General features: G+C 69.5%; 18 protein-coding genes and 2 pseudogenes. 4 read left to right on the top strand and 16 right to left on the bottom strand.

Features of this window, described 5'->3' with window-relative positions; genetic code table 11:
• Nucleotides 1-11 precede the first annotated feature (11 nt).
• The 7 genes and pseudogenes from OHN74_RS04420 to OHN74_RS04390 all read right to left on the bottom strand — a co-directional run bounded on the left by OHN74_RS04420 (nucleotide 12) and on the right by OHN74_RS04390 (nucleotide 5997).
• Complete coding sequence (locus OHN74_RS04420; RefSeq protein ID WP_327693199.1) at nucleotides 12-314, bottom strand: putative quinol monooxygenase; 303 nt, start codon at nucleotides 312-314, stop codon at nucleotides 12-14.
• Entirely contained in the window at nucleotides 311-1381 is a 1071-nt protein-coding gene (locus OHN74_RS04415; RefSeq protein ID WP_327693198.1) for an Ldh family oxidoreductase, read from the bottom strand. Before OHN74_RS04415 ends, OHN74_RS04420 begins: the two co-directional genes overlap by 4 nt.
• A gap of 104 nt (nucleotides 1382-1485) precedes the next feature.
• Entirely contained in the window at nucleotides 1486-2211 is a 726-nt protein-coding gene (locus OHN74_RS04410) for a GntR family transcriptional regulator (protein WP_327693197.1), read from the bottom strand.
• Nucleotides 2212-2362: 151 nt separating this feature from the next.
• Nucleotides 2363-2518 (bottom strand): annotated as a pseudogene (locus OHN74_RS04405) (IS5/IS1182 family transposase); the annotation flags it as partial.
• 460 nt (nucleotides 2519-2978) lie between these two features.
• Nucleotides 2979-4088 (bottom strand): M20/M25/M40 family metallo-hydrolase, encoded by a 1110-nt coding sequence (locus OHN74_RS04400; protein WP_327693196.1) that lies wholly within the window; start codon nucleotides 4086-4088, stop codon nucleotides 2979-2981.
• Entirely contained in the window at nucleotides 4085-5200 is a 1116-nt protein-coding gene (menC, locus tag OHN74_RS04395) for an o-succinylbenzoate synthase (RefSeq protein WP_443060341.1), read from the bottom strand. The genes OHN74_RS04400 and menC overlap by 4 nt, the downstream gene beginning before the upstream one ends.
• Nucleotides 5197-5997, bottom strand: a complete 801-nt coding sequence (locus OHN74_RS04390; RefSeq protein ID WP_327693195.1) for a GNAT family N-acetyltransferase — start codon at nucleotides 5995-5997, stop codon at nucleotides 5197-5199. Before OHN74_RS04390 ends, menC begins: the two co-directional genes overlap by 4 nt.
• Nucleotides 5998-6098: 101 nt before the next feature.
• Here OHN74_RS04390 and OHN74_RS04385 point away from each other — a divergent pair, with 101 nt between their 5' ends.
• On the top strand, nucleotides 6099-7766 hold the full coding sequence (locus OHN74_RS04385) for a PucR family transcriptional regulator (protein ID WP_327693194.1): 1668 nt from the start codon (nucleotides 6099-6101) through the stop codon (nucleotides 7764-7766).
• Here the strand turns inward: OHN74_RS04385 and OHN74_RS04380 are convergent.
• The 6 genes and pseudogenes from OHN74_RS04380 to xylB form a co-directional block, all read right to left on the bottom strand.
• Nucleotides 7720-8102: pseudogene (locus OHN74_RS04380) on the bottom strand (ISL3 family transposase); the annotation flags it as partial. The gene OHN74_RS04385 and the pseudogene OHN74_RS04380 sit on opposite strands and share 47 nt — an antisense overlap.
• Nucleotides 8103-8317: 215 nt before the next feature.
• Nucleotides 8318-9841 (bottom strand): acetaldehyde dehydrogenase ExaC, encoded by a 1524-nt coding sequence (exaC, locus tag OHN74_RS04375; protein ID WP_327693193.1) that lies wholly within the window; start codon nucleotides 9839-9841, stop codon nucleotides 8318-8320.
• A 234-nt stretch (nucleotides 9842-10075) separates the two neighbouring features.
• A complete protein-coding gene (locus OHN74_RS04370) occupies nucleotides 10076-11356 on the bottom strand; it encodes a GAF domain-containing protein (protein WP_327693192.1) in 1281 nt (426 codons plus the stop codon).
• A gap of 106 nt (nucleotides 11357-11462) precedes the next feature.
• A complete protein-coding gene (locus OHN74_RS04365) occupies nucleotides 11463-12059 on the bottom strand; it encodes an N-acetylmuramoyl-L-alanine amidase (protein ID WP_327693191.1) in 597 nt (198 codons plus the stop codon).
• Between the two features lie 288 nt (nucleotides 12060-12347).
• Nucleotides 12348-13556, bottom strand: coding sequence for an ROK family transcriptional regulator (locus OHN74_RS04360; RefSeq protein WP_327693190.1), 1209 nt, complete (start codon nucleotides 13554-13556; stop codon nucleotides 12348-12350).
• Between the two features lie 117 nt (nucleotides 13557-13673).
• Nucleotides 13674-15119, bottom strand: a complete 1446-nt coding sequence (gene xylB, locus OHN74_RS04355; RefSeq protein WP_327693189.1) for a xylulokinase — start codon at nucleotides 15117-15119, stop codon at nucleotides 13674-13676.
• 202 nt (nucleotides 15120-15321) lie between these two features.
• Between xylB and xylA the strand changes: the two genes are divergently transcribed.
• Nucleotides 15322-16488: a xylose isomerase gene (gene xylA / locus OHN74_RS04350; protein ID WP_327693188.1), complete on the top strand. Its 1167-nt coding sequence runs from the start codon at nucleotides 15322-15324 to the stop codon at nucleotides 16486-16488.
• A 390-nt stretch (nucleotides 16489-16878) separates the two neighbouring features.
• Complete coding sequence (locus tag OHN74_RS04345) at nucleotides 16879-17616, top strand: hypothetical protein (RefSeq protein WP_327693187.1); 738 nt, start codon at nucleotides 16879-16881, stop codon at nucleotides 17614-17616.
• 99 nt (nucleotides 17617-17715) lie between these two features.
• Here the strand turns inward: OHN74_RS04345 and OHN74_RS04340 are convergent, their stop codons facing one another.
• The 3 genes from OHN74_RS04340 to OHN74_RS04330 all read right to left on the bottom strand — a co-directional run bounded on the left by OHN74_RS04340 (nucleotide 17716) and on the right by OHN74_RS04330 (nucleotide 23010).
• Nucleotides 17716-19146 carry a glycoside hydrolase family 43 protein gene (locus OHN74_RS04340; protein WP_327693186.1) on the bottom strand — a complete coding sequence of 477 codons (1431 nt, stop codon included), beginning with the start codon at nucleotides 19144-19146 and terminating at the stop codon, nucleotides 17716-17718.
• A gap of 178 nt (nucleotides 19147-19324) precedes the next feature.
• Nucleotides 19325-21280: an RICIN domain-containing protein gene (locus OHN74_RS04335; RefSeq protein WP_327693185.1), complete on the bottom strand. Its 1956-nt coding sequence runs from the start codon at nucleotides 21278-21280 to the stop codon at nucleotides 19325-19327.
• A 290-nt stretch (nucleotides 21281-21570) separates the two neighbouring features.
• Nucleotides 21571-23010 (bottom strand): RICIN domain-containing protein, encoded by a 1440-nt coding sequence (locus OHN74_RS04330; protein WP_327699980.1) that lies wholly within the window; start codon nucleotides 23008-23010, stop codon nucleotides 21571-21573.
• 358 nt (nucleotides 23011-23368) lie between these two features.
• Here OHN74_RS04330 and OHN74_RS04325 point away from each other — a divergent pair, with 358 nt between their 5' ends.
• Entirely contained in the window at nucleotides 23369-25711 is a 2343-nt protein-coding gene (locus OHN74_RS04325) for an alpha-L-fucosidase (RefSeq protein WP_327693184.1), read from the top strand.
• Nucleotides 25712-25731 lie beyond the last annotated feature (20 nt).

Raw genomic sequence — 25731 nt, 5'->3', positions numbered from 1 at the left:
CGATCTAGAGGTCAGGAGTGGTGGAACAGACGGCGGGAGAGCGTGTTGACCTGGCTGCCGGGCACGACGTACTTCGCCGCCGCCTCGCGCCAGACCTTGAAGTGGGGCGCGGCACGGTGCGCGTCGACTGCGGCCTCGTCGTCGTAGATCTCGTGGAAGACGAAATGGTGGTCGTCGGCCAGGTCGCACACGACGTCGAAATAGCGACAGCCCGTCTCGTCCCTGAACGACCGCTCGGCGTTCTCCTCGATCGCCTTGAGGAAGTCGTCACGACGGCCGGGGACCACCTGGAGGGACACGGTCAGAGCGATCATGAGGGCAGCTCCTGGGAGTGGACGGGGAGGGGCAGGGGTACCGCGGTGGTGTCGGCGATGTGTGCAAGGGCGGCCCAGGTGTCGTCGGCGACGGTGATGCCCTCGCGACGCAGGCGCTCCGCGGTGCGGACCTCGGGTTCGCCGGGGACGAAGACCTCGGCGGTGCCCGGCGCGACGGGCGTGGACTTGGTCTCCTCGACCAGGGCCTCCATCCGTGCCCCGAACTCGTCCGGGTCGGCCATCGACGCGATGTCGACGCAGATCAGCAGGTGACCGACGCCGCTGCGGCCGGTGGGCTGGTAGGGGCCGACCACCGCCGAGCCGAAGGCGCTGCCGGTCAGCACGCCCGCGAGCACGTCGAACATGAACGAGATGGCGTAGCCCTTGTGTCCCGCCATCGGCAGGATCAGCCCCTCGACGGCGCGCCGCGGATCGGTCGTCGGCACCCCGTCCGCGTCGGCCGCCCAGCCCTTCGGGATCGGCTCGCCGCGCTCCTTGGCGTGGTAGATCTTGCCGCGCGCCACCGCGGTGTTGGCGATGTCCATCACTACCGTGCCGTGCCGACCGCCCGGCGCGGCGATCGACCATGGATTGGTGCCGACCCGCTTCTCCGTCCCGCCCCAAGGAGCCATCGCCGGACTGGCGTTGGTGGCCAGCAGCGCCACACAGCCTTCCTCGGCGGCCTTGCGGGTGAAGTAGGCAGCCGTGCCGAAGTGCCCGGAGTTGCGCACCGCGACCGCGCTGATCCCGTGCAGGCGGGCACGCTCCACACCCCAGGTCACCGCACGGTCGGTGAGTACCTGTCCGAGGCCGTCGTGACCATCGACGACGAGGACGGCGCCGTTGTCGCTCACGGTCTGCGGGGCAGCGACAGCAGTGGTCGCACCGCTCGCGAGGCGGTCGAGGTACCAGGGCAGCCGCAGCATCCCGTGGGACGGATGGCCCCACAACTCCGCCGTCACGAGCGTGTCGGCAAGCAGACGGGCGTCCGCGGGCGGAACGCCGTGGGCCTCGGTGGCGGCTGTGGCGAACTCCAACAGGTCGGCGGCGCCGACAATAGGCGGCATGGAACGGCCCCTCGCGGTGGACAGTAATGTATTCAGTTCTGTATACATCACTGCGTCCAAGAAAACCACAGACCTCAGCGCCACTCACTGGAACAGCGTTGAGTTCAGCTGATGACGTCCAGCTGGACGTCCGCGGCGATCATGAAATCCTGGCCGGTCAGACTCTCAATGAGAGCTTGCAGCGTCTGCGCCAGGTGGTGCCGGCAGGCCGCCTCCGCCGCCTGGGCGTCCGCCTGCAGGATCGCCTTCAGCATCGCGCGATGCTCCTCCAGCGAGGTGAGCATGCGACGCGGACCGCTGTGCGAGAGGTGCCGCAGCCGTACGGTCTGACTGCGCAGGTCGCGGATCGTGCGAGCGAGGTAGGGATTGCGACACGTGGCGATCACCGCCTGGTCGAAGCCCTCTGTCACCTCGTAGAACTCCTGGTACGAACGCGCCTGCGCGGCTGGGGCCAACGCGCGGAACGACTCATCGAACTCCTCCAGCCGTTCCAGCAGTTCGAGGAACGGCACCCGAACCCGCTCGTCGACCGCGCCCGCCGTCGCCACCGACGCAGCCGCCCGTGGCTCCAGCAGCATCCGGAACTCGAACAGAGCCCGTACCCCTCCCAACGAGATCGGCGCGACCCGGGCCACCTCGCCCGGCACGAAGTCGATCAATCCCTCCGCCGCCAGCCGTCGGATGGCCTCCCGCACCGGCGTCCGCGAGGCACCGAGTTCCTCTCCCAGCTGGACCTCGCTCAACTTGGCCCCCGGCCGCAGGCGCAACGACTCGATGTCGCCCTTCAGCCGCTCGTAGACCGCTTCGCTCTTGCCCGTCGCCCGGACCATGGCACTCCTCGTCGACCCTGCCGCACGCAGATTTGTATACAGGCTAGCGGCCCTGCGTCCATCGCCAGATCCACGGGCCAACACAACGTGGCCCTGTGCCTCTCCGCGCCCGGGGTGACGGCGAGCGATTCCGAGCATCGCGTGGTGGAAACCGGCCCTCCAGCGGCGGACTCCGCGGTCGGCCTTCGCGGACGGAGTCCGCACCCTCACGCCTCAACGCGGTGATCATCTTGCCGGACTGTCGTGGGCTCAGCCTGGTGAACGGGACTACCCGAGACGGCTCAGACGCCGCAATCACACCAGCCACGGCAAGGATCATCCCTCGTCAAGTCGCGGGTGGCGGAGGTCAGTCGATCAGCAGCTCGTCAAGGCGCTGGACGGAACGCGGCGTGTCCATCTCATCGGTCATAGCTACCAGGGCCGCGTGGTCCATGGACGAACGGATCGATGACCCTGCATCCTCGCTGTTCAGCGGAGGGCTGTCGATTTACCTGATCAGTTACGGGACTTTCCAACACTGGTGTCAAGCCGCTTGTCGCGGATCACTGCCCACAGAACGTTGATGCGTCGGCGTGTGAGGGCGAGGAGAGCCTGCTTGTTTCCCTTTCCGGATATGTCGGCCCGTTGCGCATCGGGGTGCGTCCGGCCACATGCCGCGCGCGGTCCGGCGCCCTGTCCGGACATACGGTGCGTGGTACGCCGTGGCCCGAGAGCCTCGGCATCGCCGGTTCCTGGACTGAGGGACGGAAGACAGGGCTGCGGCGACGTCACACAGGTGGCAGCAGGCGGGCGACGAGGCCGGCGACGAGGGCCGCCCGGCGGGGCATTTCGGCGATGACGGCGTACTCGCCTTCGGCGTGCGCGTGTGCGCCGACCGCGCCGAGGCCGTCGAGGGTGGGGATGCCGATCCCGGCCGTGAAGTTGCCGTCGGACGCGCCACCGACACTGACCGCGCGGATGTCTCCGAGACCGAGGTCCCTGGCGGCGAGGCGCGCGAGATCCAGCAGGGGCAGGGCCTGTCCCGCCTCCATCGGCGGGCGGTTGGGGCCGCCCTCGACGGTGACCGAGGCACTGGGCAGCACCGGAGACAGTGCGGCCATCCTGGCATGCAGGGCGTCCTGCTCGGCGCGGGTGGCGGCGCGGGCGTCCACGTGGAAGTGGGCCTCGGCCGGCACGGTGTTGGTCGTGGTGCCGGCGGCGGCGAGAGTGGGAGTGACGGTGAGCCCGCCGGAACCGAACGAGGCGACGGTGCGGGCCTGTTCGGCGAGCTCCAGGAGCGCGTTCACGCCTTTCTCGGGTTCCAGGCCGGCGTGCGCGGCCCGCCCCAGAACCCGCACCACATACTGGCTGACGCCCTTGCGGCCGGTCTTGAGTGCGCCGTCCGCGCTGGCCTCCAGCACCAGAACTGCCCCGGCACGGGCGGCAACCCTTTCGATCAGTGGTCGGGAGACGGGTGAGCCGATCTCCTCGTCGGTGGTCAGCAGCATGCCGCAGCCCGCGGGTGAGCCGAGCGCCGCCATCGCGTACAGGCCCTGCACGACCCCGGCCTTCATGTCGAAGACGCCGGGGCAACTGAGGGTGGTCCGAGTGCACAACGGCTTCGGCCAGCGGGCCAGGGTGCCGACCGGCCACACCGTGTCGAGGTGGCCGAGCAGCAGCACGCCACCCGGCGCCGGCTCCCAGTACAGCGCCGGCCGGTCCTGCTCGGTGATCCACTCGGGCGCGCGGCCGAGCAGGCGGGTGCCCAGCTCGGCGGTATGGTCCGCGACCCGGGCCAGTCGCCCGAAGTCCTCGGACGGCGACTCCACCAGGCACAGGTCGAGGGTTGCCCGGGCCATCTCCTCGGTGCGCGCGGTCAGTTCGTCCAGGAGGGTCATGGCTTGAGCACCTGCGCGGTGACCGTGAGTTCCGCCAGTACTTCGGGGATCGGGGCGACGCCGATGCCGGGCCCGGTCGGGATTTCGATGCGGCCGTCCTCGGTCATCGTGATCGGCTCGGTCAGGTCCTGCTCGAAGTAGCGGTCGGAGGCCGAGATGTCCGAGGGCAGGGTGAAGTTGGGCAGGCCGCCCAGGGCGAGGTTGGCCGCCCGGCCGATCCCGGTCTCCAGCATTCCACCGGCCCAGACGGGGATGCCGGCTGCCGCGCAGACGTCGTGCACGCGGCGCGCTTCGAGGTAGCCGCCGACCCGGCCGGGCTTGATGTTGACGATTCCGCAGGCGCCGGTGCGGATCGCCTCGTACGCGGCTTGGGCGGAGACGACCGACTCGTCGAGACAGATCGGGGTCCGCACGACGCGGGCGAGCTGGGCGTGGCCGGCGATGTCCTCCTCGTCGAGTGGCTGCTCGATCAGGAGGAGCCCGAAGGCGTCGAGGAGCGCGAGGTGGCGGGCGTCGGAGCGGGTGTAGGCGGAGTTGGCGTCCACCTGGAGGAGCACGTCGTCGCCGAATCGCTCCCGCACCGCGGCGACCGGTTCGATGTCCCAGCCCGGCTCGATCTTGAGCTTGATCCGGCGGTATCCGGCGTCCAGGTAGCCCGCCACCGCGTCGAGCAGCTCCGGTACGGCGTCGTAGATGCTCACCGACACGCCGGAGTCGACATGCGTCGCGGTCGCCCCCAGGTGGCGGCTCAGCGGAACTCCGGCGGCCTTCAGCTGGGCGTCGAGCACGGCCGTCTCCACCGCCGCTTTGGCCATCCGGTGCCCGCGCACCGGCTCCAGCAGCGGGGCCACCAGATCGGCGTTGAGCCGCTCCGCGGCGAACAGGCGGGGCAGCAGATGGTCCGCGACAATCCGGTGCGCACCGTCGGTGAACTCGCTCGAGTACAGCGGGTCGGCGATCGCGACGCACTCGGCCCAGCCCTCGGCCTGGTCGGTGATCACCCGCACCAGCAGCACATCGCGCTCGGTCTGGGTGCTGAACGAGGTGCGGAACGGGGACGCCAGCGGGATGGCGACCCGCCGGAGTTCGACAGCTTCGATCTTCAGGTTCATCGGTTCCTCGGGCTCGTCGGGATCTTCGGGTCAAGGGGAGTGGTGAGGACGTAGGTGCCGTTCCGGTCGGCTCCCGTCCATCGGTATCCGGACCGCAGCAGCGGCCGCATCGCCTCGCGCAGAGCGAGGCGCCAGTCCAGGACCAGGGAAACGTCATCAGGCAGCAGCGCCGGGACGCGCAGCCGCACCTCCTCACCGGGCCGGGGGTCCACGGCCCGGCGCACCGGCCCTCCCGTCTCACCGATATCCAGCAGAGGGCTGTCACAACGGGCCGGAGCGGGCGAGCGGCTGGGCTCGGCGGCCGCCAGATCCCAGTGCACCAGGACCCGGTCCGTCGGTATCCCGCGGTTGAAGGCGTCGTTCATCTGTCCGTAGAACTCCGCGTGGTACGAGACGCCCGTGGCGCCGAGTCCGGCCAGGTTGAAGGAGGCGTTGGCGGTCCGCAGCGGGTCGAACGTCCAGGCCATCCGCTTGACGCCGCGCTCCAGGCACCATTCGCGCTGGCCGAGCTTGATCGCCCGGCCCACACCCGTGCTCCGCCACTCCTTACCGACGCCGACCACATGCGAGTGCAGCAGGGGCCCGTCCGGATCGGAGCCGAGGAAACCCACCGCCACTCCGGCGAGCCGCCCGTCGACGAGGCCGCCGAGCACCTGTGCCCCGGCTTGGCTGAGGGCCCGCATGAAGGGAAACGGCACCGGCGGAATCTCCGCCTGCCATACCTCGGTGATCAGGTCGGTCGCCGCCAGCAGTTCCTCGACGCCGGTCAGCTCCCGTACCTCCGTGTTCACGACCATGGGCTGTAGCCTGCCGGATCATGCCCCACCAGGTTTTGTGCTGAGCATCAAACCTGAGGTCGTCGATTGGGTGCCTACGACAATCCGACTAGGGTGGCGTAATGGAGCAAGCCCCCACCCTGCATCGCCTCGTCCAGGACATCGGCGAGCCCCTGCTGCGGCTCGCCGTCGATCCGGGCGGCGCGGACCAGCCCCTCGCCGGGGTGGCCATTCACGACCCGGCCGACGCGGAGGGAATGGAGGCGGGGTGCTTGGTGCTGTGCGTGGGCGTGACCCGGGGGCCAGAGCTGCTCACCCTCGGCAGCGCCGCGCAGCGCTCCGGTGCGCGTGGCCTCGCGGTGAAGGGACCGGTCCCCGCCGAGATCGCCGACTGCCCGGTGCCGGTCGTCGAGGTCAACCCGGACGCCTCATGGATGCACGTCGCGACGATCCTGCGGCAGCGCCTGCTGGACCACTCGCGGGCGCAGTGGGAGCCCGCGGGCGCCACCAGCGACCTGTTCGCGCTGGCCAACACGGTCAGCGCGATGATCCAGGCCCCGGTCACCATCGAAGACGCGGCCTCGGCGGTGCTGGCCTGGTCGGCAGGACAGGACGACACGGACGAATCGAGGGTGGAGACGATCCTCAGCCGCGCGGTGCATCCGAGCCGGCTGCACAAGCTCGCGGAGCAGGGCGCCTTCGAACGGCTGCACTCCTCCACCACGCCGGTGTACATCGAATCGTACGAACCGGGCCTCCTGCCCCGGGTGGCGATTGCCGTACGTGCCAACTCCGAAGTCCTCGGCTACGTCTGGGCAGTCGTCACCGCCCCGCTGCCGGAAGAACACACCCGATGGCTCGAACTGTTCGCCCCGGTCGTCGCCCTGCACCTGGCCAACACCCGCTCCGACGGCTCCGCCTGGGCCCGGCAGCAGCGGCGCGAACTGGCCGCGGCAGTGCTCGCCGGGGGCCCGGCCGGGGAAGGCGCGGCCCGTGAGCTACAACTGCACACCGGGGCGCTGTGCCTGATCGCTGTGGGCCTGCGCCCACGGGACGCCGCCTCGGACGCCGCCTCGGACACCGCCTCCGCGGAGGCCGCCGTCGCAGCCGCCGGCCTTCGCAGGCTGGAGGACGCCCTGACGCTCTACCTCACCGCAGTGCGCCCGTCGGCGGTGGCCGTGCGCGGTGACCGTGCGGTGTACGTGCTGGTGGCCTGGCCGCAGCCGTCGCGAGACGAGATTCTGGCCGCGGCCCGCTCGTTGGCCGCGGACTTCGTCGCCCGGTCGCCGGGAGGGCCCGGAGGGGACTATCTGGCCGCGGTCGCCGGGCCCGCCGCCGGGCCCGGCCGTGTGCCCGCCGTCCGGGCCCAGGCCGACGCCGTGCTGCGCGCCCTGCGAGGTGCCGGGGGCTCGGCGCCCGCCGTGGCCACCCTCGACGAGACGGCACTCCAGGTGCTGCTCGACCGCCTCGGCGACGTCGCCCAGTCGCTCGGCCTGCCGCCGGCCACCGGTCCGCTGCGCCGCCTCGTCGAGCACGACGGACCAGACGGCGTCCTCACCGAGACCCTCGCCGCCTACCTGGACGCGGGATGCGTGACCGAGGACGCTGCTGCCCAACTGCTGGTGCACGTCAACACCTTGCGATACCGGTTGCGCCGGATCAGGGAGGTGTCAGGTCTGGACTTCCATGACGCCGATCAGATGCTCCTGGCCCAGCTACAGCTGCGGCTGCGCGAGACGACGGCAAACGAGCCTCGGCCCGGCCCGCCAACTCCTCGGCCACGGCCTTGACTTGCCTGGTCGGACGGGCTGTGCGTCGCTGGTGTCGCTCCAGTACGCCGGGCACCTGCTCACGGAAGGTGTGCCGACAGCCTCGCTTGGGGCACACCAGTCGCCGCACGCGGACTACTTCTCGTCGCCCGTCGACCGGTACATCGAGCACTGTCCGTAGGTGAAAGCGATGCACCGGCCCGGACGGTGCCCCACAAGTCGGGCACGGCACCATGTCTGCCTGCGTCCGTGCTCGCACCGGGATCCGCTCGCCTTCGTCGATCACGTCCTCGACTCCCAGCGGTGACAGCCCGAGAACACCACATCTACAGGCTCGTTGACATCCTGCACGCAAATGTCAACGACCTGCGGGCATTCGACGGGTTGTTGCGCTCATGATCCGGCGGCTCGCGCGGTGACGTTCTCCAGCACAGTTTGGTCCGCGACCGGTCCGAGTGGAGCACGGCTGGGCGCCGGAGACCGACGAGAAGAACCGGACCGATTGCATTGGATGGCTATTGTGCCGGGTTGCCTGGAGCGCAACGACGCCTCCAGGCAACCGACTTCAGGCTCTAGAAGAACCCAAGTTTCTTCGGGCTGTACGAAACAAGAAGGTTCTTCGTCTGCTGATAGTGCTCCAGCATCATCTTGTGGTTCTCGCGGCCGATCCCGGACTGCTTGTAGCCGCCGAACGCCGCGTGCGCCGGATAGGCGTGGTAGCAGTTGGTCCATACCCGGCCCGCCTGGATCGCGCGGCCCGCGCGGTACGCGGTGTTCATGTCCCGGGTCCACACACCCGCCCCGAGACCGTACAGAGTGTCGTTGGCGATCTTGATCGCGTCGTCGAAGTCGTCGAACGAGGTCACGGACACCACGGGCCCGAAGATCTCCTCCTGGAAGATCCGCATCCGGTTGTCGCCCTCGAAGATCGTCGGCTGGACGTAGTAGCCGCCCTTCAACTCGCCGTCGTAGTCGATGCGTTCGCCACCCGTGAGGATCTGGGCCCCTTCCTGTCGGCCGATGTCCAGATACGAAAGGATCTTCTCCAGCTGGTCGTTGGAGGCCTGCGCGCCGATCATCGTGTCCGTGTCGAGCGGGTGTCCCGGCTTGATGAGCTCGGTGCGGGCGACAGCGGCCTGGAGGAAGTCGGCGTAGTTTCCGCGCTGTACCAGCGCTCGGGACGGGCAGGTGCACACCTCGCCCTGGTTGAGGGCGAACATGGTGAAGCCTTCGAGTGCCTTGTCGCGGAAGTCGTCGTCCGCCGCCCATACGTCGTCGAAGAAGATGTTCGGCGACTTGCCGCCCAGCTCCAGCGTGACCGGCTTGATGTTCTCCGAGGCGTACTGCATGATCAGCCGCCCCGTCGTGGTCTCACCCGTGAACGCCACCTTCGCCACCCGCGCACTGGACGCGAGCGGTTTGCCCGCCTCCACCCCGAAGCCGTTGACGATGTTCACGACGCCCGCCGGCAGCAGATCCGAGATCAGGCTCATCCAGTAGTGGAGGGACGCAGGCGTCTGCTCGGCAGGCTTGATCACGACCGCGTTGCCCGCCGCGAGCGCGGGCGCCAGCTTCCAGACCGCCATCAGGATGGGGAAGTTCCACGGGATGATCTGCGCGACCACACCGAGTGGCTCGTGGAAGTGGTATGCCACCGTGTCGTCGTCGAGTTCGCCGAGCGAACCCTCCTGCGCTCGGATCGCGCCCGCGAAGTAGCGGAAGTGGTCGATGGCGAGCGGGATGTCGGCGGCGAGCGTCTCCCGTACCGGCTTGCCGTTCTCCCAGGTCTCGGCGACCGCCAGTGCTTCGAGGTTCGCCTCCATCCGGTCGGCGATCTTCAGCAGGATGTCGGACCGCTGGGTCACCGATGTACGGCCCCACGCCGGTGCCGCCGCGTGCGCCGCGTCGAGCGCGAGCTCCACGTCCTCGGCGGTGCCCCGCGCGATCTCCGTGAACGGCTGCCCGTTCACCGGACTCGGGTTCTCGAAGTACTGCCCCCGGGTCGGCGGCACGTACTCGCCGCCGATGAAGTGGTCGTAGCGCGCCTGGTAGGAGACGATCGCGCCGTCGGTACCGGGCGCCGCGTAACGGGTCATGTGGCCTGCCTCCTTCAGCAGAGCCGCCCGCCGTTGGGCCGCTCTCGCCGCGAGGCTAGAAGCGCCGAGGTTGCAGAGAGGTTGCGCACGGGCGCCACACGGTCGATCGCATGCGGGATCAGGCACGGACGCGTGATGCGTGATGCCTACGAGGGTGCCGCAGCGCTTGGCCGAGGCGCCGGACATCCGCGTGAGCCATGAGGCCTGCCCCCGGCCTCCGGTGCCGGCGTTCCGTCAGAACCGGGTGGCCTGATGTGCCCAACCCCGCGGCGCCGCCTGTTCCGACTCCAGTTCCTTCAGGCGTGCCCGTACGGCCGCCGTCGGTCGCACTGCCGCGAGCGCACGCCATACGTCGAGGTCGTCCTCACCCCACGGCGCGTGGGCCCAGTCGGCCAGCAGGTCCGGGTCCCGGCGGGCCACCAGCGCGGTGCGCAGACCGTCGGCGAGCCTGCGCCGCAGCCGGGCCACCGCCGGAGCCCGGGAACCGGGCAGCAGCGGACCGGCATACGCCCGCACCGCCGTCGTGACCGCACCCGTCTCGATCGCGCGTTCCACGACGCCGATGTCCGATTCGACCGGCACGGTCAGCCGGTACGGGCGCGACGCCAGCAGTCCCGGGGCCAGCAGGCGGCGCAGCCGGGCCAGTTCGGCGCGCAGCGTCACCGGTGTCACCGACTCGTCCTCGTACAGCGCGCACAGCAGTTCGTCCCCGGTCAGCCCTTCCGGGTGGCGGGCGAGCAGGACGAGGAGTTCGCTGTGCCGACGACTGAGTCTCAACGCGCGCCCGGCGGCGAGCAGATGAGCCTCGTCGCGGCCCATCGCGGTCAGTTCGAGCGCGTCCGTGGCGGGGCCGGCCGGGGTGAGCAGCGCCAGCTGGGACTCTGCGGCCCGCGCCACCGCCTGCACGAACCCGAGGCTGTGCGGATGCGCGAGCCCGTCCCGTCCGGTGATGTCCACGGCACCCAGCATCCGCCCGGTGCGCGGATCGTGCACCGGAGCCGCCGCGCACGTCCATGGCTGGACCTGCCGGATGAAGTGCTCGGCCGCGAACACCTGCACCGGCCGGTCCACGGCGACCGCCGTACCCGGCGCGTTCGTACCGACGGCCGACTCCGCCCAGCGTGCCCCCGGTACGAAGTTGATCCGTCCCGCCTGCCGCCTGGTGGTCGGATGGCCCTCGACCCACAGCAGCCTGCCCTGCGCGTCGCACACCGCGAGCAGATGCTCGCCGTCGGCGGCGAAGGTGCCCATGAGCTCGCGGAACAGGGGCATCACCCGGGCCAGCGGATGCTCCGCGCGGTAGGCACCGAGATCGCCGTCCACCAACTCCACGCACGCTGTGCCGTCCGGTCCCACCCCTGCCCTGGCGGAACGTCTCCAGGAGTCGGCCACCACGGAACGCACGGGCCGGGTCACTGTCCCCGCCTCGGTGAACGTCTCGTGCGCGCGACGCAGCACCCGCCCCCGTTCGACGGGGTCGGCTCCCTGTTCCAGGGCCACCCATGGATCGGTCAACTGGGCCTCCCGGAAGACGATGCGGCTGGTGACATCGTCACTCGGAGGTCGGACGGGAACAACCGTTTCGACGCCAGGAGACGGACCGACGGCACCACCGCTTCGTTCAGGCGGTGTTGACGAGGCGTATGTAGCGCGTCCAGTCCCAGTCGGGCCCCGGATCGGTGTGATCGGTGCCAGGCACTTCGTAGTGCCCGATGATGTGCGTACGGTCCTTCGGTATGCCGTAGCGCGTGCAGATCGTCGCGGTGAGTCTCGCCGATTGCTCGTAGAGGGCGTCCGTGAAATAGCCGGGGCGGTCCACCCACCCTTCGTGTTCGATGCCGATGCTGCGCAGGTTGTGGTTCCAGTCGCCCGCGTGCCAGGCGATGTCGTGCTCCCGCACGCACTGCGCCACGTGTCCGTCGCCGGACCGGACGACGTAGTGCGCTGACACCCTCTTCTTCGGGTGCTGGAAGACGGCCAGGGTGTTGCGGTAGGAGGCCTGGGTGACATGAATGACGACGAGGTCGACCTGGGTGTCCGGACGGCTGGAGGCCGTGTAGTTGGCCGTGGTCGCCGGTTCCCACGTGGCGAGCGGGTAGTCGAGGGACCGTGGCTGTGCGCCGACCCGGGGAGCGGGGAGGAGGGCGTAAGTGCCGGCGGTGAGTGCCGAGCTCTTCAACAGCCGCCGTCTGCTGGGGAACGACCTGGACCGCTCCATGCGTGAAATGCCTTTCGACAGAGGGCACGGGACCGGGGACCACTGGTTGTGAGACGCGTGGGTGTGCCAGGTGGATGCAGATGCCCGCGAACGGTTCGGCCCAGCGCTGGAGTGCCACCGAACACCATGAGGGGCCGCGCCTCACGTGGATCACGCCAGGGCGCATCGCGATCGGGCAGGAACGGCCCGTGGATTTCGGTGGATGACCGCGTGATCGTGGACAACTCCGCCACTCCAACGGGTGACGGTGGTGCCCTGTGCTGGGATCGAGGCCTCGGTCGGGGCCGCTCAGCCCCGTCCGGCCTCCGCCCCCGGATCGTCCAGCACAGCCCGCACCACCGAGTGCGCGGCGCCCAGCAGGGGGCCCTCGGGGCCCAGCCGCGACACCGACACCGCACAGGCCGGTCCCGCCGTGCGCCGGGCCAGTTCCGCCTCCAGCGACGGCAGCAGCCACGGCGCGAGCCCGGACAGCGCACCGCCCAGGACGACAATCTCGGGGTCCAGCAGATTGACCGCTCCGGTCAGCGCGATACCGAGTGCCGTACCGGCCCCGTCCAGTGCCCGCCGTACGTCCGTGTCGCCCCGGGCGGCGCGCTCCGCGAGGAGCCCGACGCGGTCCTCGCCAGGCTCGACCCCCGCCGCCCGCATGACCGCCTCCTCACCCGCGTACTGCTCCAGGCACCCGCGCCCGCCGCACGCGCACTCCGGCCCGTCCGGATAGACCGGGACATGTCCCAACTCGCCCGCGAACCCCCGAGTCCCGCGCAGCAGCCGTCCGTCCACGACCACCGCCGCGCCGATGCCGATCTCGGCCGACACATGCAGGAAGTCGGGCGGAGTGGAGTCTCCGAGCCAGAGCTCCGCCAGCGCGCCGAGGTTGGCCTCGTTGTCCACGGTCAGCGGGAACCCGGCGGGCAGGAGCGCGCCGAGATCCGTGTCGTGCCAGTCGAGGTTGGGGGCGCGGACGACCGTGCGCCCGTCGCGGGCCACGAGCCCGGGCACGGCGACCGCGAGGCCGGCCGGCCACAGGCCCTCACGCTCCACCTCGGAGATCACCTCCCGCACCAACCCGGTCAGTTCCTCGATCACCGGTTCGGGGGAGCGCCCACGGTTGGCGCGGTGCCGCACGGCGCGTGCCCGCACCACGCCCCGCAGATCGACCGCGCAGACCGCGAGATGGTCGACGCCGACCTCCGCGCCGATCCCGGCCGGACCACGCCCGCTCACGGCGAGCGCGGACCCGGGGCGCCCGACCCGGCCGGGCCGCTCGGGGCCCAGTTCTTCGAGCAGCCCCGAGCGGATCAGCTCGTCCACGAGCGTCGACACCGCCGCCCGGGTGAGCCCGATGCGTGAGGCGACCCCGGCGCGGGACAACGGTCCCTCGGCGCTGACGGTGTGCATCACCCGCGCGAGGTTGCGGCGGCGCATGCCCTGCTGGGTGTCGGGCAGCCGGGCGCCGGCGCCGGGCGGACGGGCCTCGTGCAGCGGTGCGGTCATGCCTCCGTCAGTCCTCAGTCGATGTCCGTGAGCCGACGCTCGCGGACGGATGTACGTCGGCGTCCTTCGGCGGATGGCGGTTCGGCACCGTCGATTCCCGTTCGCCCGTCGCAGCCGTCAGCCGGCCTCCGTCCCCCGCTCCAGCAGCGGCGATGCGTCGGAGAGTACCCCGGCGATCCGGTCCAGCGTCGCCTGGTCCCGCTCCACCGCGTCCAGTACCGGCCCCCGGGCCGTGTCCCAGCGGCGGGCCACCGCTGCCGGGTCCTCGCCGGTCAGCAGGCCCGCCGCCTGCGCCGCGGCACCGAGCGCGACCAGCTCCTTGGCCTCGGGCACCTGGACGGGCCGCCCGGACAGCCGCCGTACGGTCTGCTGCCAGGCCGTCCCCCGCGCGCCGCCGCCGATCAGCAGCAACGGCGCCGAGCGGTCCGCGTCCACGTCGAGCACCAGATCGAGGGCGCCGAGCAGCGAGTGCACCGCCCCGTCGTACGCGGCCTGGAGCAGCTGGCCGCCGGTCGTGTCGTGACGCAGCCCGTGCAGCAGCCCCGAGGCGCCCGGCAGGTTCGGGGTGCGCTCGCCGTCCAGGTAGGGCAGGAGGGTGACGGCCGTACCGGGTTCGACGGCCTCGCGGTCCAGTCCGAGCAGGGCCGCGACGCGATCGACGGCGAGCGTGCAGTTGAGCGTGCAGGCCAGCGGCAGCCAGTCGCCGCGCGCGTCGGCGAAGCCCGCTACGGTGCCGGTCGGATCGGCCGGCCGGTGTGTCGAGACCGCGTACACCGTGCCCGACGTGCCGAGGCTCAGTACCGGAGTGCCGGGGCGCAGCCCCAGACCAAGTGCGGCGGCGGCGTTGTCCCCGGTGCCCGCGGCGACCAGGGTGCCCTTGGAGAAGGGCAGGTCGTGGCCGTCACGGACGGTCCCGGCGACCTCACCCGGCCGGACCACCCGGGGCAGCAGCGCGGGGTCGAGCCCCACATGCGCGAGCACCTCCGCGTCGTACGCCTCCGTCCCGGACGCCCACCAGCCCGTGCCGGAGGCGTCGCCGCGGTCGGTGGTGCCCTGGCCCGTGAGGCGTTCGGTGAGGTAGTCGTGGGGGAGCCGTACGGCCTTGACGGCACGGACCGCCTCCGGCTCGTGTTCCGCGAGCCAGGCCCACTTCGTGACCGTGAAGGAGGCTCCCGGCACGCTTCCGGTGCGCTCCGCCCAGGTCTTCGCGCCACCCAGTTCCTCGACCAGCCGGCGGGCCTGGGGCGCCGAGCGCACGTCGTTCCACAGCATTGCCGGACGGATCGGTTCGCCCTGGGCGTCCAGGGTGACGAGCCCGTGCTGCTGACCGCCGATCGACACGGCGGCGGCCTCGCGGGCCGCGTCACCGCATTGGCTCAGTGCCTCGCACAGGGCGTTCCACCACTGCCGCGGGTCGCTCTCACGCCCTGCTCCGGTGGTGACGGTGTGCGGTGCCTGGCCGCTCGCCACGACCTGTCCGGTGGCCGCGTCGACGACCAGCGCCTTGGTGGACTGGGTCGACGTGTCCACGCCGACGACGAGCGGACCCTCGGCTGCTGACATCGGACTCTCCCTCTTCCGCGGCTCCGCGGGATCTGGCCTGGTGTTTTCCGGTGCTTGTCCGGGTCGCGGCGACCCGGCCCCACCCTCAGTCTCTGCTCAGGGAAACGTTTCAGGGACACGTTGTCTCTTCCCAGAGATGCTTCCGCATACTAATTTGTAAACCGCCATGACGAAATAGTCGGAGCAAGCAAGGAGCCGCGGCATGAACTACCAGCCCACCCCCGAGGACAGGTTCACCTTCGGCCTGTGGACCGTCGGCTGGCAGGGACGGGACCCGTTCGGCGACGCCACCCGCCGTGCTCTCGACCCGGTCGAGACGGTGCAGCGTCTGTCCGAGCTGGGTGCCCATGGAGTGACCTTCCACGACGACGACCTGATCCCCTTCGGGTCCTCGGACGCCGAGCGCGAGTCGCACATCAAGCGCTTCCGCCAGGCACTCGACGCGACCGGCATGAAGGTGCCGATGGCCACCACCAACCTCTTCACGCACCCCGTCTTCAAGGACGGCGCGTTCACCGCGAACGACCGTGACGTGCGTCGCTACGCGCTGCGCAAGACGATCCGCAACATCGACCTCGCGGTCGAACTCGGTGCGGAGACGTACGTCGCCTGGGGCGGCCGAGAAGGCGCCGAGTCCGGCGCCGCCAAGGACGTACGGGTCGCCCTGGACCGCATGAAGGAGGCCTTCGACCTCCTCGGCGAGTACGTGATCTCCCAGGGCTACGACCTGAAGTTCGCGATCGAGCCCAAGCCGAACGAGCCGCGCGGCGACATCCTGCTGCCGACGGTCGGCCACGCCCTGGCCTTCATCGAGCGCCTGGAGCGCCCGGAGATGTACGGCGTGAACCCCGAGGTCGGGCACGAGCAGATGGCCGGGCTGAACTTCGCGCACGGCATCGCCCAGGCCCTGTGGGCGGGCAAGCTCTTCCACATCGACCTCAACGGCCAGTCCGGCATCAAGTACGACCAGGACCTGCGCTTCGGCGCCGGTGACCTGCGTGCCGCCTTCTGGCTGGTCGACCTCCTGGAGAGCGCCGGTTACGCGGGCCCGAAGCACTTCGACTTCAAGCCGCCGCGGACCGAGGACCTCGACGGCGTGTGGGCCTCGGCGGCCGGCTGCATGCGCAACTACCTCATCCTGAAGGAGCGTGCGACCGCCTTCCGCGCCGACCCGGAGGTCCAGGCGGCCCTGCGCGCCTCGCGTCTGGACGAGCTGGCGCAGCAGACGGCTGCGGACGGGCTCGCGGGCCTGCTCGCCGACCGTTCGGCCTTCGAGGAGTTCGACGTGGAGGCGACGGCCGCACGCGGGATGGCCTTCGAGCAGCTCGACCAGCTGGCGATGGACCACCTGTTGGGCACGCGAGGCTGAGCCGCGAGCCGGGGACGCCTGTCCTGCCGATGGGCGTCCCCGGTCACTGGTGTATGCAACTGTGCTCCGGTTGATCCCCTGTGACCGGGCCTGGCACGGATTTCTCCGGAATCGTGCGGTCCATGGCATGAGCCCGTATCAACTTCCGCGTGGGGGTCGCGTGCTGACCGTTTCGCGGCGAGTCTTGACGGTATGGCCATGCCGCCCGTACCGCCTCAGCCGCCCGGGCCACCGGGAGACAGTCCGCCTCCGGGCGGTGGCTTCGGCCCACCTCCCGGTGGGTTCGGCCCGCCAGCCGGGGGCGGCTACGGCCCTCCCTACGAAGGCCACGGGAACAGTGGCTACGGGAACGGTGGCTACGGACCTCCCCCGGGAGGCGACGGACCGCCTGTGCAGGGCGGCGGCGGGCTGCCACTGGTGCCGCCCGAACCGCCCGACGGCCCGGGCGGACACCGGGGCCCCGGCAGGCGTCCGAGCCCTCTGTTCATCCTGCTCGCGGCGATCGTCGCAGTCGGAGTCGTCGCCGCGGTGGTGTTGATGGTCTCCGCAAGCGACGACACCCCGGACAAGAACCCGCCCGGGGGCAGCCAGAGCTCAAGTCGAACCCCCGAGCCGTCGTTCAGTATCCCGACCGAACTGCCCACCAGACTTCCCACCAGGCTGCCCACGTTGCCGTCCGGGCTCCCCAGCGGCCTTCCGAGCGAGTTCCCCACCGACCTGCCGAGCGAGTTCCCGAGTGACCTGGAGTCGCTCGTCCCGCTGGCCGGCGACGAAGTGCCGTACTACATGCTGCGAACGGGCGACTGTTTCAACGCCGATGCCGCCCAGCCCGGACAGGCGGCGAAGCGGGCGTGCGAGGATCCGCACGACGCCGAGGTCGTGAAGGTGGCCGAACTCGAAGGCGGCTACACGACGGACGCCGCCCTGAAGAACGCCGCCGCCGCGCTGTGCCGGCCGGTCCTGGAACGCGAGGCGGCCGAACAGCCCGCGGGTAGCGTGACCGGCAGTCTGGTGCAGTATCCGGACACCGCGGGCTACCGGTTGGGCATCGACAACGTCGCGTGCAGCCTGGCCGCCGACCTCGGCGCCGGCACCAGCACCCGGAAACTCACCGCACCACTGGCCTGACATCCCTGCGGATCGCGGTCCACGCGTGCGTGCCGCTCGATGGCGGATCCACCGCACAGAGTCCCATGGGGTGCGCCGTCATCAGGGCGCACTGTCAGCTCAGCTCGTCAGCCGGAAGGTGGCGTCGCTGCGTCCAACCGCGGTGGTGATCGTTGCGAGCTTCAGTTGGTACGCGTAGTGGCGGATGTAGCGGTCGGGGTGGTTGTAGGACTGGAAGGAGGACCAGGTGGCGTCGGCGAGTCCGGCGACCTGGCGGAAGGTGGCGTCCTCGGCGAAGGCTGTGGTGCGGTCGTTGTAGACGAGTTGGAAGTCGGTTCCGTCGCTGCGCAGGTAGTAGCCGGGGAAGTTGACCGATTCGAAGGAGACGGTGCCGGTGCCTGCCAGGCCGGGGCGGGGGCGGAACTTGGCGTCGTCGTTGGTGACGTTCTGGTCGATGCGTACGTCGAAGTTGGTGTGACGGACGTAGCGGTCCTGGTAGTTGAAGGACTGCAGTCGCTTGGCCGTGACGTTGGCCCAGCGGGCCTGGATGCGGGCGTCCTCGGCGGCCGTCAGGTTCAGGATCGAGCCGTGGCGCTTGGTGGTCGTGCCCAGGCTGTAGCTTCCCGACGCCGGAAGCCGGTAGGTGCCGACGGTGGACGGGTTGGTCGTCGCGACCGGCATGTATCCCTTTCCGGCGGCGTACTGGTCGAGGTAGAGGGTCCATTCGTTGCGGTCGCGGAACTTCATCCACATCGGGCCCTCGACCTGCGAACCGGTCAGGCCGATGCCGGAGAGGTTGCCGAGGTCGGTCCAGGTGCCGAGGATCGAGTTGCTGCCTTCCAACGTGATCTGGCCGGCGCTGGAGGCCCGTACGTAGCGGTAGTTGCCGACGCCGGAGGGGACCTCGACGATCTGGGTGTCGATGATGTTCTGGGTGCCGGGACGCTCGATGTACAGCTGCGGGGTGGTGATCGTGTGGAAGTCACTGGTGCGCGCGTAGTAGATGCGGTGCTTCAGTACACCGTCTCGTGTCGCGTTCGTCGCCCAGTACAGGACGTAGTCGTTGGTGGCCGGGTTCCAGATCGCCTCCGGGGCCCAGGCGTTGCGCCCGTCGGGGATCGCGCCGGCGACGTTGAGCAGCCACGGCTCGGACCAGGTGACCAGGTCCGTCGACTCCCACACCACGAGACTGCGGCTGCCGTTGGACATCGAGTCCGGCCACGACTGCCCGCAGCCGATGCACAGGTCGGTCGCGATGATCCAGTACTTGCTGCCGTCGGGTGAGCGCACCAGGGCGGGGTCACGCACTCCACGCGTGCCCACGGTGGAACGCAGGGTCATCCCGCCGCCGTTGAGGTCGTTCCAGTTCAGACCGTCCGCGCTGTACGAGAAGTACATCTGCTGACCGGTCGAACCGTCCCCGATGAAGTGCGTCATCAGGTAACCGGGATCGGCCGCCGCAGCCCGTTCGGGTGCGGCCACGACCTGGGCGGTGAACAGCAGGCAGGCGGCGACGATCATCGCCGACAGCCGTGCGAGAACAGCGGACATGTGCGTTCCCTGTCTTTCTGCGGGTGCCTCGATGAGGGTGGGGTCCTGGGGGGAGCCCGATGAAGTACGGCCGGACGCCGATGGCGACCGGTGTGCCGGCGTCCTCGGCGGAAGGGGAATCAGGCATGCGTTGCGCGGGCGCGGGGTGCCCAAGGACCCGCGCCCGCGGACGGCAGGGTCAGAAGGGGATGATCTTCCACTGCTGGTGGGTCTGTGACGTGTAGGGCTGCTGCTCGACGGCGGCCGCGTCGGCGGTGCTGCCTTCGTCCACGGCGAGCGCGAGCCCGCTGTAGCGGTTGACGAGTATGAAGTGCCCGTCACCGGTGGGTGTGACGGCCCAGTGCTGCTGGGGAGCGGCAGCGTCTCCCCAGATGCCGGCGGTGCCGCCGTCCGCGCGGGAGAGCCCCCCGATCTCCAGGAGCTTCCCGCTGCCCACTCCCTTGATCTTGTAGTAGCCGTCGCCTGTCTTGATGAAGGTCCACTTCTGGTTCGTCTGGTCAAGCAGGGGCCACTGCTGGATCGGGGTGCCGTCGGTGGTGCGCCTGCCCACCACGTCGGCGGCCTGGCCGCTGTGCCGGGCGACCAGTCGGTAGACGGTGCCGTCGCCGGGCAGCGCGGTGGACACCAGCGCCGGCTTGACCGACCGGCCGCCGATCCTGAGGCCGCTGACGTTGGCGTAGCCGCCCGTGGCCGCGTTGACCTGGATCCGTACGAAGCCCACGTTCCGGTTGGGCCACTCGGTCAGCTTCGGCGTGCGGTTGCCGCCGGTCCAGTTGCCGGTGGCGACCTGGGTGAAGGTCGTACCGTCGGTGCTGGTGGAGATGGTGTACGAAGTGATGTCGCCGTCGGTGGAGTTGTTGCGGTTCCACTGCTTGGGCAGGTACTCCAGGGTGGAGACGTTGCTCCACACACCGCCCAGGTCGATGGTGATGGACTGTGGCAGCGGCGCCGGCAGTCCCCAGGTCGACCAGCAGGTCTCGTAGCGGACGTCGCTGAGTCCGTCGACGGCGTTGAACGGACCCTCGCCGGTGTGGAAGCCGGTGGCGTACGCGTTGACCGGTGTGACGGGGTGCTCCGCGCGAAGAGGCTGGGCGGGCAGCGGCGGCCTGGAGGTGTTCGGGCTCCACGCCGCACCGACCTCGGCGAGCCGGCTGACGACGTTGGTGTCCAGCAGACCGTTGCGGTTGGGCGGGCAGTTGAGGATGAACGAGGTGTACTTCGGTTCCAGGTCGGCCAGGTGAGAGAGGATCGAGGACTTGCTCATGAGGCCCTCGGTCGGGGTGGAGGGGTGCCAGAACCAGCCGTTGCTGATGGTCTGTCCCTGCATACCGGCATAGGTGTTGCCCGCAGGTGCCGTGACGCCCAGCGGCTCCTCGAAGAAGATCGCGTCGCTGAGGAAGGGCTCGTACAGTCCGCCGATGTCGAGTGTGACGCAGTCCGGCTGCAGCTCCTTCACCAGCGAACGGATCGCCTGGTAGGAGACGGCCTGCTGCCCCGCCTGCCATGCGTAACCGTCCGTCATGAACATGTCGATGGTGCCGTAGTTGGTGAGCAGCTCGCGGATCTGACCGAGCACGAAGGCCATGTGCTTGGGCTGAATGGCGTCGGTGATCTGGAGCCCGGACACCTTGTGCCGGCTCTCCCACGCCTCGACGCCGAAGGTGCGGTCCCAGATCGAGTAGTAAAGCCCGACCTTCAGCCCCTTCGCGCGAAAGGCGTCGCAGTAGGCCTTCACCACGTCGTGCTTGTAGGAGCTGTTGGCGACGTTCTGGGTGCCGAAGGCGCTCGGCCACAGGGCGAAGCCGTCGTGGTGCTTGGTGGTGAGGATGCCGTAGCTCATCTTCGCGGCGGCCGCCGCGTCGGCCCACTGTGCGCAGTTGACGCTCGGGGGAGCGAAGAGGGCGGGGCTCTGGTTGGGCTCCGCCCACTCCTCGTTGGTGAAGGTGCCCAGACTGAAGTGGTTGAACATGCCGAACCGCAAGTCGACCATCTTGCTCAGGTTGGTCTGCGCGTCCGCGGCGGACGCCTGCGACAGCAGGCCGGAGAAGCCGGGGAAGAGCGGCAGTGCGGTCGCGGCGGTGGCTGCACCCGCCGCGCCGAGAAACGTACGGCGATTCATTCGTGGTGAGGACATGGCCCACTCCTGTCGATCGATGGCGCTGGTTGCGGTGACGGTGTACGGGGACGGTTGGCGGCGGCCTGACTGTGTTTCCGGCACATCGACATCGGATGTATTAACGGGTGCCAGTAGGTGCTCTGTCTAGACCCGTGAAGAGAATCGCCAGATCAGGCCTGCATTTTCGAGCGGCATGCATGTTCGGTTCTTCAGGTCAAGTTCCAGATACATAGGATGTGTTCACCGGATGCGATGTCCGGTCGCTCAGCGGTCCCGTATCTGCCTTCCGGGTGGACCCGGGACGGTCGTCACGCCGCGCGCCGCTGGAACCTCTGGTTGGCGCCGGTGCCGCAGGGCCACTGGACGAGGCGTGCGCCGTTGGCCGTGGAAGCGTCCGCCACGTCGAGGCACTTGCCGCTGTGCCGGGCGACGAGCCGGTGGTAGCCGTCTCCCAGGTCCTGGAACTGCCACTGCTGGTTGGTGCCGGTGGTGCAGCGGTACTGGTTCACGAAGGCGCCGTCGGCGGTGGAGTTGCCCGCGACGTCCAGGCACTTGCCGCTGTGCTGGGCGAGGATCTGGACGTATCCGTTGCCGGTGTCCTTGAACCGCCACTGCTGGTTGAGGCCGCTGCCGCAGGTGTACTGGAGGGCGACCGCACCGTCGCCGGCGGAGTTGTCGGAGATGTCGAGGCACTTTCCGCTGTGCCGGGCCGCCAGGTTGTAGTAGGGGCCGCCGCCCGTGCCGGTGACCGTGCCGGCCTCGGTGTCGACCGAGATCTGCGGGTACCACGGCAGGTTCATGGTGGTCCGGGTGGGAAAGGTCAGCGGGAGCCAGACGTACTGCGAGTCGTTGACAGTGCCACCCATGGAGTTGCCCCAGCGGTCGCCCAGGTAGAGGTACGAGGTGCCCGAGGTGCCGTGGACGGGCAGCACGAACGTGGTCTGGGAGCCGTAGCCGGTGTCGTCGCCGACATCGGTCATGGGCGTCCAAGGGCCGGCGATGCTGCCGGCCGTGGCGTACCTCTGCTGGTTGGGCTTCCAGCCGCTGTTGCCGGAGGTCAGCATGAAGTAGACGCCGCCCCGCTTGAACAGCGCCGGAGCCTCACGGAAGGTGCCTGCCCAGGGGTTCGCGGTCAGGCTCTCGTAGGCCGTGTAGTCGGCGGTGAGTCTCCAGATCTGCAGGTCGGCGTTGCCGGCGGCGGAGGTGATCTGGTACGCCGTGCCGTCGTCGTCCTTGAACAGGGTCATGTCGCGGGACGTGGTGCCGGTCGGAGGCCGGAAGCTGCCCTTCCAGGTGTAGTCGCCGTCGACGGTGTCCGAGACGGCGACAGCCGCGCGGGCCTGGTTGTAGTCGGTGCCGTTCTCCTTGTGCATCCACATCACGAACCTGCCGGTGACGGCGTTGTAGATGACCTTGGGCCGCTCGATGTTGGCGACCGCCAGTTCGGGGGCGCCGGCCTGGGTCAGGACGTCGTTCCTGAACTCCCAGGTCTTCAGGTCGGACGAGCGATAGGCGGAGACGGCCCTGAAGGTGTTGTCCGCGTTTCGGTTCTCGCCGAACCAGTAGTAGTACGAGCCGACTTCGATCACCCCGCCGCCGTGGGCGTGGACGGCGGCGCCGGTGGTGTCGGTGAACTGGGTGGCGTTGGTGATGACGACCGTGGACGCCTGGGCGGCTGAGCCGATGATGAGCAGGGCGGTCACGCTCAGGAGGGCGGCCAACACACAGGTGAGGGCGCGTCGGAGCATCATGCTTCACCTCGGTGGAGCTTGCGATTTGTTTGGTTGTGTGCGACTCCGTTGGAGGACGGTAGGGGGGAAGTGGGGCTTCGTCAACGCTTTGATCGCGATTACACATCCTATGTATGCGGGATCGCTCCCTCCTCCCTGATGCGATGACCTGAGCGATTATGCGAATTTTCGGCCGACCTCTAGACATGGCAAGCTCTGTTGCTGATTAATACATCCGATGTCACCCGGCGAAACGCATGTTCCTGTGCGGCTCCCCTGTGTCTCGCCGTCCCTGCGGTGACGTATCCGATCTGTTCGACCCGACGCCGAGTCGCAGCACCTGTGTGCTGTCTTGTGGACAGTCAGGAGAAGGACCTTGTCACAGCCGATCACTCGACGAAGAGTGCTGGCCGGTATGGCGGCCATGACGGTCGCCGCCGCCGTCACCCCGACACTGGCGGTACCCGCCCATGCTGCTGCCGCCGGTGAGCCGTTGCCGCTCCCGCCGCTGCGGATCCCCAAGATCGACATGGGCGTGGAGCAGCAGTCCGACGAGAAGATCCAGTGGTTGCGGGATGCCAAGCTCGGCATGTTCATCCACTGGGGCGTCTACTCCGGCCCGGCCAAGGGCGAGTGGTTCATGGAGAACGCCGCCGTCACCCCGGAGAACTACCGGAAGTACGTCACCGACGCCACCGGCGAACAGTTCACCGCCACCGCCTACAACCCGGCCGACTGGGCCCAACTGGCCAAGGACATGGGCGCGAAGTACACGGTGCTCACGGCCCGCCACCACGACGGCTTCGCGCTGTGGCCCTCCACCCACCCGAACGCCTGGCACGCGGGACAGGCCCCGCTCCAGGCGGACTTCATCGGCCGGTACGTCACCGCCGTACGCGATGCCGGCCTGAAGGTGGGCCTGTACATCTCGCCGCTGAGCTGGCGCTACCCGGGCTACTACGACGTCAACGGCACCAACTGTCTGGCCAACAAGTGGGGTTACACCACCGATCCCGCGCACAAGGAGAACGCGCGGATCATGAAGAACGAGCTGTACCAGCAGGTCAGGGAGTTGGTCACCCAGTACGGCAAGATCGACGACCTGTGGTGGGACGGCGGCTGGCTCGGCCAGCAGGGCTCCGACGCGTCCGCCGCGTTCTTCTGGGAACCGGGCAGGTTCCGCGACCCGGCGAACGAGTGGCCGGTGGACTCCGCCCACAGCGAGACCGACCCCGCCACCGGCAAGCCGCTGGGCCTGACCGGACTCGTGCGCAAGCATCAGCCGGACATCGTCACCACCCTGCGCTCCGGCTGGATCGGCGACTTCACCAGCGAGGAGGGCCCTTCCGTTCCGTCCGGTGCGATCCGTACCGGCAAGGTGGCGGAGAAGTGCTTCACCATCGGTGGTGCCTGGGGCTACAAGGCCGGCGCGAGCGTGATGGGCTTCGGCACGGCCATGAACATCCTGGTCAACGCCTGGGTGCGGAACATGACCTGCCTGGTCAACGTCGGTCCGGACCGCACCGGTGCGGTCCCCACCGCCCAGGCGGACCTGGTGCGCAGGATCGGTTCCTTCATGACCACCTGCGGCGAGGCCGTCTACGGCACCACCGGCGGCCCCTGGCAGCCTCTCGACGGCAAGTACGGCTACACGTACAAGGGGAGCACCTTCTACCTCCACCTGTTGCCCGGCTACAGCGGCACCTCTTTCACCACCCCCTCGATAGGGGACGCCCAGGTCACACGCGTCTACGACGTGGCCTCGGGTACCGACCTGCCGTACTCCGTCGGCGCGGACGGCAAGGTGACGGTCACCGGGATCGATCGGACCCGCATCCCCGAGGACAGCGTGGTCGGCGTGGCCCTGGACCGGACGGTGCAGCCGGCCGACATCGCCGTGGGCAAGGCAGCCACCGCCAGCAGCCAGGAGACGTCCAAGGGCAACACCGCGGCCATGTCTGTCGACGGGGCCACCGTCACCCGCTGGTGCGCGAACAACGGCAACACCGGGAACTGGCTCAAGGTCGATCTGGGAGCGGCCAAGTCCCTCACCGGCGCCCGGATCGCATGGGAGCTGGACGCCACCAACTACCGCTACCGGATCGAGGGTTCCACCGACAGCGCCACCTGGACCACGCTCGCCGACCGTACCGACACCACCAGCACCAGCCAGGTGCAGACCGTCGTACTCAGTGGACAGGCACGCTACGTACGGGTGACGGTCACCGGACTGCCCGCCGGGGTCTGGGCGTCCATCCGCAACCTGGAGATCTACGACCGGCCCTTCACCGCGGACCTGGGCACCTTCCGGCTGGTGAACCGCAAGAGCGGCAAGGTCATGGACGTCAGCGACGCCTCCGGCGCCGACGGCGCCGCCATCATCCAGTGGCCCTCGACCGGCGGCACCAACCAGCAGTGGAAGCTGCTGCCGAACGCCGACGGCTCCTACCGACTGGCCAACGTCCGCAGCGGCAAACTCCTGGAGAGCCCGGACAACTCGCTCAAGGGCGCGATCCTGGACCAGTCGACCGACGACGGTGGCGACAACCAGTGGTGGAACCTGGTCCCCTCACAGGCCGGTGGCTACTACCGGCTCGTCAACGTCCGTAACGGATGGTGCGCCGACGTCAAGGACGCCGCCACCACGGACGGTGTCAAGGTCATCCAGTGGCCCACCACCGACGGCCCCAACCAGGACTGGCAGCTCGTCGCCCTGTGACCGTGTGCCGGTCAGGGGGT

This window comes from Streptomyces sp. NBC_00459, assembly GCF_036013955.1.
GTDB lineage: Bacteria > Actinomycetota > Actinomycetes > Streptomycetales > Streptomycetaceae > Streptomyces.
The sequence above is the reverse complement of the archived record's forward strand: the minus strand, read 5'-3'. Positions and strand labels throughout refer to the sequence as shown.